The 10,974-nt window shown below is 70.5% G+C and carries 9 protein-coding genes; 6 read left to right on the forward strand and 3 right to left on the reverse strand.

The genetic code is table 11. The annotated features are described in order from the left end of the window. Positions 1-217 precede the first annotated feature (217 nt). On the forward strand, positions 218-1,684 hold the full coding sequence (locus OO54_RS32050) for an extracellular catalytic domain type 2 short-chain-length polyhydroxyalkanoate depolymerase (protein WP_033209340.1): 1,467 nt from the start codon (positions 218-220) through the stop codon (positions 1,682-1,684). 225 nt (positions 1,685-1,909) lie between these two features. On the opposite strand, the gene OO54_RS32055 is transcribed toward OO54_RS32050, so the two are convergent. Continuing rightward, positions 1,910-2,437, reverse strand: a complete 528-nt coding sequence (locus tag OO54_RS32055; RefSeq protein WP_033209343.1) for a PadR family transcriptional regulator — start codon at positions 2,435-2,437, stop codon at positions 1,910-1,912. Between the two features lie 101 nt (positions 2,438-2,538). Here OO54_RS32055 and OO54_RS32060 point away from each other — a divergent pair, with 101 nt between their 5' ends. The 5 genes from OO54_RS32060 (at position 2,539) to OO54_RS32080 (ending at position 7,658) form a co-directional block, all read left to right on the forward strand. Continuing rightward, entirely contained in the window at positions 2,539-3,309 is a 771-nt protein-coding gene (locus tag OO54_RS32060) for an alpha/beta fold hydrolase (protein ID WP_033209345.1), read from the forward strand. After that, positions 3,306-4,343 carry a phosphotransferase family protein gene (locus OO54_RS32065; RefSeq protein ID WP_106970132.1) on the forward strand — a complete coding sequence of 346 codons (1,038 nt, stop codon included), beginning with the start codon at positions 3,306-3,308 and terminating at the stop codon, positions 4,341-4,343. Before OO54_RS32060 ends, OO54_RS32065 begins: the two co-directional genes overlap by 4 nt. A gap of 147 nt (positions 4,344-4,490) precedes the next feature. Beyond that, positions 4,491-5,135: a hypothetical protein gene (locus OO54_RS32070; protein WP_033209347.1), complete on the forward strand. Its 645-nt coding sequence runs from the start codon at positions 4,491-4,493 to the stop codon at positions 5,133-5,135. Between the two features lie 159 nt (positions 5,136-5,294). Further along, on the forward strand, positions 5,295-6,809 hold the full coding sequence (locus tag OO54_RS32075; protein WP_234439247.1) for a DHA2 family efflux MFS transporter permease subunit: 1,515 nt from the start codon (positions 5,295-5,297) through the stop codon (positions 6,807-6,809). 165 nt (positions 6,810-6,974) lie between these two features. Continuing rightward, positions 6,975-7,658 carry a hypothetical protein gene (locus OO54_RS32080; protein WP_234439248.1) on the forward strand — a complete coding sequence of 228 codons (684 nt, stop codon included), beginning with the start codon at positions 6,975-6,977 and terminating at the stop codon, positions 7,656-7,658. A 96-nt stretch (positions 7,659-7,754) separates the two neighbouring features. On the opposite strand, the gene OO54_RS32085 is transcribed toward OO54_RS32080, so the two are convergent. Both OO54_RS32085 and OO54_RS32090 read right to left on the reverse strand, forming a co-directional pair. Next, positions 7,755-8,882, reverse strand: coding sequence for an AI-2E family transporter (locus OO54_RS32085; protein WP_033209350.1), 1,128 nt, complete (start codon positions 8,880-8,882; stop codon positions 7,755-7,757). A 48-nt stretch (positions 8,883-8,930) separates the two neighbouring features. Continuing rightward, on the reverse strand, positions 8,931-10,682 hold the full coding sequence (locus tag OO54_RS32090; RefSeq protein WP_033209352.1) for a glycoside hydrolase family 35 protein: 1,752 nt from the start codon (positions 10,680-10,682) through the stop codon (positions 8,931-8,933). Positions 10,683-10,974: the final 292 nt, after the last annotated feature.

Below are 10,974 nucleotides of genomic sequence, written 5' to 3' on the forward strand. Positions count from 1 at the left end.
TGAACCGGGGCATACGGCGAGGAGTGGGCAGGTCGACGGCGTCTTGACGACGTCGCCTGGCGGTCGTGTGTCCGTCACAGGTTGCAGGCCGGATGTTTTCGTCCCTATGGGAACGCGCGCCACACTTCGACGCCCGGAAGTGGTGGGACGACATGTGGGCGGGAGGGACCTGTCCTCTCCAGGATGGCGGCATCCCCACCCCCATCTGGAGATGCGAATGAAGATCGGACAGCTCCTCGTGGCCACTCTGGCGGCCGTCGGTATGGCCGCGACGACGGTCGGCGGCGCGAGCGCCGCGGTTCCCGCGCCGACGCAGGGCCCGCTGCAGCAGTACAACATCAGCTCGACGTACGTGAGCGGACTCTCGTCCGGCGGGTTCATGGCCAACCAGATGCACGTCGCCTACTCGGACGTCTTCAAGGGCGCGGGCATCTTCTCGGCGGGCGCCTACGAGTGCGCCCAGAACAACCTCAACACGGCTTTGTACGCGTGCATGGACACCCTCCTCGCCCGCAAGACGCCTGCGCAGCTGGAGCAGTTGACCCGGGAGCGGGCCGCGGCCGGGAAGGTCGATCCGGTCGGCAACCTGTCGGGGGACAAGGTCTGGCTGTTCCACGGCACCAACGACGGCACCGTCGACGCTCCGGTGAACGACGACCTCGCCACCTACTACCGCGACTTCGGCGCGGACGTCGTCTACGACAACACGTCCGCCGCGGGCCACGCGTGGGTCAGCCCTATCGGCCCCAACTCCTGTTCCTCCACGGACTCGCCGTACGTCAACAACTGCGGCGGAGACCCGGTGAAGGGCATGCTGACCCATCTGTTCGGCAGCGTGGCACCGGCGAGTTCCTCGGCTCTGACGGGCAGGCTGGTCCAGTTCGACCAGAGCGCGTACACGCCCGGTGGCAGCCCCGGCGCGATCAGCATGGGCAACGAGGGCTTCGCGTACGTCCCGCAGTCCTGTCAGAGCGGCGCGTCCTGCAAGCTGATGGTCACCCTCCACGGCTGCTACCAGTACTTCGGGCTGGTCGGCAACGCCCTGATGGACAAGGCCTACTTGAACGAGTACGCCGACACGAACAACATGATCGTCCTGTACCCCCAGGCCACCACGATGACCGGCAACCCGCGCGGCTGCTGGGACTGGTGGGGCTACAAGTCGGCCGACTACGCGCAGAAGAGCGGCCCGCAGATGACGGCCGTGATGAACATGGCCAGGGCGCTCGGCGCCGGCACCACGGGAGTCCCTGCCCTGCCCGCGCCGACCGGCCTCGCCGTCACCGCCACGACGGACAACAGCGCCGCCCTCTCCTGGAGCACCGTCCCGGGTGCGGCTTCGTACAACGTCTACCGTGACGGCACCAAGGTCAACAGCAGTCCGGTGACCGCCACCACGTACACCGACAGTGGCCTGACCGCCGGTACCACGTACGGCTACGCGGTCGCCGCCGTCGACGCCTCCGGCACCGCCGGCGCCAGGACCACGCCCGTCAACGCCACCACCGCGGCGGCCGCGATGTGCGTGACGGCCAGCAACTACGCCCACACGCAGGCCGGCCGGGCCCACCAGACCGGCGGCTACGCCTACGCCAACGGCTCGAACCAGAACCTCGGCCTGTGGACGCTCCTCGCCACCAGCACCATCAAGGAGACCTCCCCCGGCTACTGGGTGAAGTGCTGACCCTCACGGAGACGACAAGGCCTTGCCCGTGACCTCACGGGCAAGGCCTTTCCCCTGTGACGGGGAACCCGGGGCAGCCGCAGCCGCAGCGCCGCCTGGCCCGTCGTCGACTTGCCGCAGCCCGAAGGGCCGACCCGCCCCCTGCGGTGGCGCGCATCGGTCGAGATGCTCGGGGGCCGGGCGGCGGAGAGGTTGCCGAACCGGCACGCCCCCCCGCCTGTGGGGTCAGGTGGTCTCGAGGAGGGCGAGGGTGTCGTGCAGCCAGGTGATCTCGGCCTGCGATGTCGCGCGGGCGACGAGCAGGACGCCGCTGCGGAACGGGTCGGTGATGTCCTCCGCGCGCAGCGGGCGGGTGCCCTCGTAGAAGAAGCTGGCGGGCTCGCTGAGGAAGGCGAGTCGCCGTCGGAGTACGGCCGCCTGGTCGGCGGGGGCGTCGAGGTGGCGCAGGAACGCGAGCACGGTGAACCAGCGGTTCTCGTCGCTGATGTCCAGGTCCTCGGGTGCGCGGAGCCAGTCGAACAGTGCGGCGCGCCCGGCCGGTGTCAGGTGCAGGGTGTGCCGGGGTGCGGCGACCGTGCCCGGCTCGGTCTCGCGCGTGAGCAGGCCGTCGGCTTCCAGGCGCTTGATCGCCGGATAGAGCGTGCCGTCGCTGATCGGGCGGATGTGGCCGGTGAGCGCGACCAGGTGGCGGCGCAGTTCGTAGCCGTGGAGCGGCCGGTCGTACAGGAACCCGAGGATCGCGAGCTTGAGCATGGGGACATGCTTTCAGATTCCCGCTGCTATGTCTCGCTTCCGATATACCTCGGGGTCGAGGTATTGTCGGGGTGTCCTGATGCCAGAGTGAGGAGTTGGCCATGCGTCATGCCCCCGTGACCCCTGACGGCGACCTGATCCGCTGGGTGGAGATACCCGGCGAGGGACCGGCCCGGGTCTACCTCCACGGCCTCGGAGCCAGTTCGCCGGTGTACTGGTCCGCCGCCGCCGCGCACCCCCTGCTGACCGGCCGCCGCTCCCTGCTGCTCGACCTCCTCGGCTTCGGCATCAGTGACCGCCCGACCGACTTCGCCTACACCCTCGAAGACCACGCCGACGCGGTGGCCGCCGCCCTGACGGCCGCCTCGGTGACGGGCGCCGAAGTCATCGGGCACAGCATGGGCGGCACCGTGGCGATCCACCTCGCCGCCCGCCACCCGCACCTCGTCTCACAACTCGTCCTGGTGGACGCCACCTTGGACCCCGCCCCACCGCTCCCCGTCCCGGGCAGCAGCGCCATCCACACCTTCACCGAGGAGGAGTTCCTCACCCACGCCTGGCAGCGCACCCGCGAGCGCGTCGGCCCCTTCTGGTGGTCGACCATGCGCCTCGCCGGCCGCGAGGCCCTGTACCGCAGCGCAAAGAACCAGGCCCGGAGCAGCACCCCCACCCCCCGAGAGCTCCTCCTCGAACTGCCCGTACCCCGCACCTACCTCCACCCGGTGGCCGACGCGCCGACCGACAGCAAGCAGCTCTCCGACGCCGGCGTGACCCTCACCGCCATCCCCGACAGCGGCCACAACATCATGTTCGACAACCCCGAGGCCTTCGCCCGCGTGACCGCCGCCGCCCTGACGGGAGCCCCGGCATGACCGGCATGACCGGCAGCACCGGAGAGCAGCACGTACCGGTGGACCCCCGGCTGGCGGCGGCGATCGGGCCGGAGGCCGTCGTCAAGGCCACAGTCATGCCCGGTGGCTTCTACAACGACACCCGGCTGCTCGAACTCACCGACGGACGCCGACTCGCATGGAAGCGCGCCCCTGCCATGGACGCCCCCGCCCTCACCCACGAGCGCGGCCTCCTCGGCACCGAGCGTCTCTTCAACGGACTCGCGGCGGCAGCCGGCGTCCGGGTCCCCAAGGTCGTCCACCACCACACCCCCGCGCACCACGGGGCCGCCCGGGAGGGGGAGTGGCTGCTCCTGGAGTTCCTGGAGGGCACCACCTGGGACTCCGAACGGGACCGCATCGATCCCGCGCGGCGGTCCGCTCTGCGCCGCCGCCTCGGTGAGACCGCCGCCCGGATCGCGACGGCCACCGGCCCCGAGTTCGGCTACCCGCAGACCACCGACCCGGTGCTGCGCGGCCCCGACTGGCCCACGGCCTTCGGCCGGATGCTCGCCGCCGTCCTCGCCGACGCCGTGCGCTACGGCGTACCCCTGCCCGTCCCCGAGCCGGAACTCGCCGCCCTCCCGGACAGGTTCGCCACCGAACTGGCCGAAGTGCGGCGGCCGGCTCTGGTGCACTTCGACGCCTGGGAAGGCAACGTCATCCTGGCTCCGGCCGCCCACGGACACCTCGACCTCGTCGGCGTCATCGACGGCGAACGCTCCTTCTTCGGCGACCCCCTCGCCGAACTCGTCGGCCTCGACCCCCTCGGCACCGCCGAACACGACGCCGACCTCCTCGCCGGCTACCGCAGCGTCACCCCGGACCTCCCCCTGCACGCCGCCGCCCAGGCCCGCCTCGCCCTCTACCGCGTCTACCTCGCCCTCATCATGCGCATCGAGGCCGTCCCCCGCCGATACGACCCCGACCGCACCCACTGGCTCACCACCTGGTCCGCCACACGCATCACCGAACAACTCGCCCTGCTGGAGCGGCTCTCGACGGGCCGCGCCTGAGCGACGCCGGGTGGGCGCTTCGGCCCGGTGAGCGACCGTGGTGCCCCGCTGTGACCGGCCGACGCCCCGCGGGCATCGGCCGGTCAGGCCGGACCCCCGGCGGCGGCACTCCGTGCGATGTCAGTGGTGGAAGGTAGCGTCGCCGGCATGGGATTCATGAGCGCGTGGGCGATCAGCAGTCATGCCGATGAGACCGTCGGCGGCCTTGCCCCACGCCTGCTGCCCGCCATGGAGGCGGACCGCGCCCACCCGGATGCGGCACGTCGATGGCGGGCGTGGCAGCGGGAGCCGCTCCCCGACCACCGGACCTGGTATGCGCCCGACCGCGAGAACGTACCGGTGCGAGTGGACATCGCCTCGATCGAGTCGTTCCGTGCGCTCACCGCACCCGGCCGCCGTCTCGACGAGGTGTGCGGTGGGACCGCGGATCCCTCGTTCTACGCCCTGGACGATGTGTGGGAGGGACAGAGCGACGACAGCATGTTCATCTCGGTCCACAGCAAGGAGTACGCCGTCTCGTCCCTGTTCCATGCCATCGGCCCGAAGCGCGCGGCCCAACTGCCGGGCTGGTGCGGCACCTTCCTGTTCACCTCCGAGGAGGTACGCGACAGCCTGCCGCTCGTCGAGCGTGCGCTGACCTTCACCCCGGCCGAACGCGCTGCCGCGGAGGCTCAGGACTGGTTGGACTACGACGAGCGCGAGGAGTCGGTTCTCGACGGCCCGCTGCGCGTCTGGCGAGCAGCGGCCGATCAGGGGTTGGGCTTGTGCGGAGTGGCCATGCATGTCTGTTGACGCGGTCCGGTCGGCCGGTTGTTCGAGTCGGCCTGTCGCGGTTCGGCAAAATCGTTTGAGCGTGGGGGGGCGGTGGCGACAGGATCGGAGATAAACCGATGAGTTCTGCCCGGCGCCGCAGTCTGTCAGGGGGACCTGCCACGTGCGGAGGACAGTCAGATGACGGAAGGCACCATGCTCGCACCAACCGCAACACCCACAGTCTCACCTGCCCGCGTCACCGCCGTGCTGCGGATTCTCGTGCTGTCGACGTTCGTCGTGCTGCTCAACGAGACGATCATGGTCAACGCGATTCCGCGGCTCATGCGGGAGTTCGAGGTCACGGCGGCGGCCGCGGGGTGGCTGTCGACCTCCTTCATGCTGACGATGGCGGTGGTCATCCCGGTGACGGGGTGGTTCCTCCAGCGCGTGACGACGCGGACCGCCTTCAACCTGGCGATGGCGCTGTTCCTGGTCGGTACGGCCCTGGCCGCCGCCGCGCCCGCGTTTCCCGTGCTGCTGGCCGCTCGGGTCATCCAGGCCAGCGGCACCGCCGTCATGATGCCGTTGCTCATGACGACGCTGATGACCCTCGTGCCTCCGCATGACCGCGGTCGTGTCATGGGCAACATCACGCTCGTCATCTCCGTGGCTCCCGCCCTCGGCCCCGCGGTCTCCGGTGTGCTGCTGCAGCTGGGGCCGTGGCGGCTGCTGTTCCTCGCCGTGCTGCCCATCGCGGGAGCCATGGCCGTGTTCGGTCACCGCAAGCTGGTGAACATCGGCGAGCCGCAGGCGGGCCCGATCGACTGGCTGTCCGTCCCGCTGGCGGCGGCGGGGTTCGGCGCCCTGGTGTACGGCCTGAGCGAGCTCGGCGCCGGGGACGCGGCGAAGGGCCCGGTGCCCCCGTCGGTCACGACCATCGTCGGCGCCGTGTTCGTGGGACTGTTCGTGTGGCGACAGCTGGCGCTGCAGCGCTCGTCGACGCCGCTCCTCGACCTGCGCGCGCTGACGTTCCGTCACTTCGCCGTGGCGCTCGGCCTGATGTGCCTGTCCTTCATGGGCCTCATGGGCGCGTTCATCCTGCTGCCGATCTACCTCCAGGAGGTGTGCGACCTCACCTCGCTGCAGACCGGACTGCTGCTCATCCCCGGCGGCCTGACCATGGGCCTGCTCGGTCCGCAGGTCGGCAAGCTCTACGACCGCTTCGGCGCACCCCGCCTGGTCGTACCCGGCGCCGCCCTCACGGCGCTGTGCCTCGCGCTGTTCGCCTTCACCGGCGAACAGACCTCGCCGTGGGTGATCCTCGCCCTGCACGTGGCCCTGAGCGCCGGCATGGCGTTCGTCTTCACCCCCGTCTTCACCTCCGGCCTGTCCGTGCTGCCGCCGCACCTCTACCCGCACGGCTCCGCGATCCTCGGCTCGCTCCAGCAGGTGGCGGCCGCCGCGGGCACCGCCCTGGTGATCAGCGTCATGACGGGACACACGGCCACCGCGTTGGCCGAGGGCGACGACCCCGTCGGCGCCCTGTCGACGGGCATCCAGTGGGGCTTCGGCGTCGGTGCCGTACTCGGCGGCCTGACCGTGCTGGTCGCACTGCTGGTCCGTACGCCGCCCACTCCGCCCGTGCCCGGCGCGCCCGAGGCCCAGGACGAGGACGGCACCACGACCAGCAAGACCGCGAACGCGCCCAGCTGACGTCCTGGAGGACGGCCGACCGAGGCCTGCTGTCACGGGCCCCGCGGCGGTGTAGTCACCCCTCGGGGTGAGCACGGCTCGGGGTCGGAGTGAGCACGCGTGCTCACTCCGACCCCGGTCACCGCACCCATCCGCCACGCCTCCCGGGCCGCATAGCCTCTTCGTATGCCCGACGAGATCATGCCAAGCGCCGCCCTTCCCGACCCGACCGAGTCACGGACCTCGTCCTTCGTTCGTGCCACCCTGGGATGTGGCGGCGCCGCGCTTGTCGGCGTACTCGCGCTGGTCATCGCCCTGGCGTGGGGCGCGTCGGGCTCGACGGACTACCCTCGCGTCGCGCCCGAGGAGATGGCGAACCGCGCCCTCCAGCGGTCCCAGGAGGCGTACGACGTCATGGGGTTCAAGCGCACCATGGAACCCGGAGTCGAGGACATCGGCGTCAGCACGGAGAACACGCTCGGCTCCGGCTTCTGCTACGACGGCGGCCTGTTCGGGCTCGAGGACAAGACCGTCGACGGCGCCTACTCGATGAGCCACCGCTGGGCCCTCGACCATGTGCCGGCCGGCCAGGCGGTGCCCGGACTCCGCCGACTGCACCAGCACTTCAAGGACAACGACTGGAAGATCACGTCCTACCACGAAGGCGAGCAGGGCAAGGACTGGGAGTTGTTCGTCCAGCGCGACGGCGGCGACGAGCGGATGTCCTTCGCCTGGTACGCCGACCGGGAGTACTTCACCGGCGGCGCCAGCGTTCCCTGCGCCTACGACCCGGAGTGGAAGAACGGCGACGTCGGCCCTGCCGGCGACGACGAGAGGCCCCCCGCCTTCGGGCCGACGCGGCACGGCTAAGGGGTGTCCTGCCGATCAGGCCGGGCTCGCGGCGTGATCGACAGGACACCCCTTGGGCCCTGTCCGGAAAGTGCCGCCTGAGCGGCGCGGCGTCCGTCAGGACGTGACGGGGGCGGTGGCGAGCGCGGGGGCCGGGGGCTCCTCGGGCTCCGGCTCAGGGGCCTCGTCGCTGAGCTGGTCGCGCAGGTAGTTCCAGAAGACGGCGATGATGGCGGCCAAGGGCACGGCGAGCAGGCTGCCCACGATGCCGGCGAGGCTGCCGCCGAGCGTCACCGCCAGGAGGACGACGGCCGCGTGCAGGCCGAGACCGCGGCTCTGGATCATGGGCTGGAAGACGTTTCCCTCCAGCTGCTGCACGACGATGATGATCGCCAGGACGATCAGCGCGTCGGTGGGGCCGTTCGACACGAGCGCGATGAGGACCGCGACGAAGCCGGCGAACAGGGCGCCGATGATCGGCACGAACGCGGAGACGAAGGTCAGCACCGCAAGCGGCAGGACCAGCGGGATGTCGAGGATCCACAGACCCACGCCGATGCACACGGCGTCGAGGAGTCCGACGAACGCCTGGCTGCGCACGAACGCACCCAGGGTGTCCCAGCTCCGCTCCGCCACGACCGGTACGTCGACGGCGAGCCGGCCGGGGAGCTGGCGGGTGAGCCACGGCAGGAACCGGGGGCCGTCCTTCAGGAAGAAGAACATCAGGAAGAGGGCCAGGAAGGCCGTGACGACCCCGTTGAACACCGTGCCCACGCCGGTCGCGACCGCGGTGACCATGCTGCCGATGCTGTCCTGGACGCGGGCCATGGCCGTGTCGAGAGCGCCGGAGATCTCGTCGTCGCCGATGTTCAGCGGCGGCCCGGCGGCCCACTCGCGCAGTCGCCCGATTCCCTCGACCACGCCCTTGGACAGCTCCCCGGACTGAGACGCGACGGGCACCGCGATGAGCGCGATGACACCGGCGACGACCAGCATGAAGGAGATGGTGACGACGGCTGCCGCCAAGGCCGGCGGCCAGCTGTGCCGTCGCAGGAAGCGCGTCAACGGCCAGGTCAGGGTGGTGAGGAAGAGCGCGACGACGAGGGGCCAGACCACCGACCACATGCGGCCCACGATCCACAGTGTCACCCCGGCCATCAGCAGGACGACCAACGACTCGGCGGACACCCGAGCCGCTGTTCGCAGGGCGGCGGTGGCTTTCGCGGAACGCAATGTGGCAGACATGGGCCCCACCCTATGGACCCCCGGCGGGCACGGTGCGGTCGGGTGTTCCTACTCCTCCGTGGGGCCGAGGTCGGGCGTGTCGAGGAAGTCGACGGTACGGGTACGGGGGCCGGCGTGGAGCTCCAGGACGACGATCTCGTTCGTACCGGCGCGCAGGACGGGAGCAGGAACGTACAGCGAGCGCTGCGGGCCGCGGGACCAGTAGCGGCCGAGCGGGAAGCCGTTGACCCAGGCGTTTCCCTTGGTCCAGCCGTCGAGGTGGAGGTAGGTGTCGGCGGGCTTGGCGACCTCGAAGGTGCCCCGGTGGAAGGTGGGGCCCACGGGAGTCGTCGTGGTGGCGGCGAACGGGATGTCCTCCAGCGTGGTGAGCGGGAGGGGGCGGTTCGTCCACGCCGTCGGCTCGACGCCGTCGAGGAGGACCGCGCCGAGCAGCCCCTTGCGGTCGTGGATGCCCTGGCCGTAGTTCACCCGGCCCTGGTTCTCGACCAGGATCGAGAGCCGGCTGCCCGCCCGGGGCGCGGTGAACGCCAGGGAGTGCTCGTGGCTCTCGCGCTCCAGGACGCCCACCGGCTGCCCGTCGACGAAGACCTGTGCCCGGTCGCGGACGTGCTCGACCTCCAGCAGCGTCGGCCCGCGCAGGGGCAGCGTGGTCTCGTAGAGGACGAAGCCGAAGTCCTGTTCCAGTTCCTCCATGGTGAGGGGCCGCCGGGAGTCGATCCGCGCCGTCAGCGCGTCCGCGGTCGACAGGAGGTCGGCGCTGTCCGTCAACGCGACCGTGGGGGCGGACAGTTTGGGGCCTGCGGCGGGTACGGGTTCGCTCGGCACGGGGGCGTACTTGGCGATGACGTCGCGGAAGGCGGTGTACTTCGCGGTCGGGTCCCCGGCCTCGTCGAGCGGGGCGTCGTAGTCGTACGACGTGACGGTGGGGCGGTAGGTGTGCTTGTCGTTGGCGCCGTTGGTGAAACCGAAGTTGGTGCCGCCGTGGAACATGTAGAAGTTCACCGATGCGCCGGTGGCGAGGACCTCGTCGAGTTCCTGCGCGGCGTGGTCGGGGTCGCGTACGACGTGGTGGGCGCCCCAGCGGTCGAACCAGCCGATCCAGAACTCCGTCGTCATCAGCGGCCCCTCGGGGCGCTGTGAGCGCAGCGAGGTCAGATGGTGGGCCCCGCGGCTACCGAAGTTGGCGGTCGCGAGGACGCCGGGCAGGGCGCCAGGCTCCAGGTCGACCGGCTGGTCGCAGGTGAACAGCGGGACGTCGACCCCGCAGGCGCGCAGTGAGCCGGCGATGTGTTCCAGATAGGCGGTGTCGTCGCCGTAGGCTCCGTACTCGTTCTCCACCTGCACGGCCAGGATCGGCCCGCCCTGCGAGGCGAGGTAGGGGCGGAGGGGGGTGAGCAGGCGGTCGAAGAAGTCGTCGACCGCCGCGAGGAACCGGGGGTCGCGGGATCGCAGCTGGATGTCAGGCTCGGCGAGCAGCCACGACGGCAGACCGCCGCCCTCCCACTCCGCGCAGATGTACGGGCCGGGCCGCAGCAGGACGTGCAGGCCCTCGGCGGCGGCGAGATCGAGGAAGCGGGGGAGGTCCAGCCCGCCGTCCAGCACGAATCGGTCGGGTCGGGGCTGGTGCAGGTTCCAAGGGACGTACGTCTCCACGGTGTTGAGGCCCATGAGGCGGGCCTTGCGGAGTCGGTCCTGCCACTGCTCGGGGTGGACCCGGAAGTAGTGCAGCCCGCCGGACAGGAAGCGGAAGGGCTGGCCGTCGAGCAGGAAGCCGGCCTTGTCCATCTGGAGATCGGGCATGCGCTGTTTGCTCCTGTACGTGAAGGGTCGTGCGAGGGCCGGGACTTCTACCCTCTATGTTTACGCAAACATAGAGGGCGTGGCAACCCCTTTCCATGAAGACGGGGTGAAGAGCGCGGGTGAGGCGGGGCGGAGTCGGATGCGGCTCCGCCCCCGTCTCGTCGTGGGGGTCTACTTGTTGACGGTGAAGCCTTGGTCGTTGCCGTACTTGACGCTGGCGTCCTGCCAGGCCTTGAGGCCGTCGGTGAGCTTGGTGGGGGTGACGTAGGCCTTGCCGACGGTGTCGTTGAAG

Source organism: Streptomyces wedmorensis (assembly GCF_000716445.1).
In the GTDB taxonomy this organism is placed as follows: Bacteria; Actinomycetota; Actinomycetes; order Streptomycetales; family Streptomycetaceae; genus Streptomyces; species Streptomyces wedmorensis.

Bases quoted from the DNA above. Each gene is read 5' to 3' on its own strand.
- OO54_RS32055 (WP_033209343.1), bottom strand. From the start codon at position 2,437: ATGCTCAAGCTCGCGATCCTCGGGTTCCTGTACGACCGGCCGCTCCAC.
- OO54_RS32085 (WP_033209350.1), bottom strand. From the start codon at position 8,882: ATGTCTGCCACATTGCGTTCCGCGAAAGCCACCGCCGCCCTGCGAACA.
- OO54_RS32075 (WP_234439247.1), top strand. From the start codon at position 5,295: ATGACGGAAGGCACCATGCTCGCACCAACCGCAACACCCACAGTCTCA.
- OO54_RS32065 (WP_106970132.1), top strand. From the start codon at position 3,306: ATGACCGGCATGACCGGCAGCACCGGAGAGCAGCACGTACCGGTGGAC.
- OO54_RS32080 (WP_234439248.1), top strand. From the start codon at position 6,975: ATGCCCGACGAGATCATGCCAAGCGCCGCCCTTCCCGACCCGACCGAG.
- OO54_RS32090 (WP_033209352.1), bottom strand. From the start codon at position 10,682: ATGCCCGATCTCCAGATGGACAAGGCCGGCTTCCTGCTCGACGGCCAG.
- OO54_RS32050 (WP_033209340.1), top strand. From the start codon at position 218: ATGAAGATCGGACAGCTCCTCGTGGCCACTCTGGCGGCCGTCGGTATG.
- OO54_RS32070 (WP_033209347.1), top strand. From the start codon at position 4,491: ATGGGATTCATGAGCGCGTGGGCGATCAGCAGTCATGCCGATGAGACC.
- OO54_RS32060 (WP_033209345.1), top strand. From the start codon at position 2,539: ATGCGTCATGCCCCCGTGACCCCTGACGGCGACCTGATCCGCTGGGTG.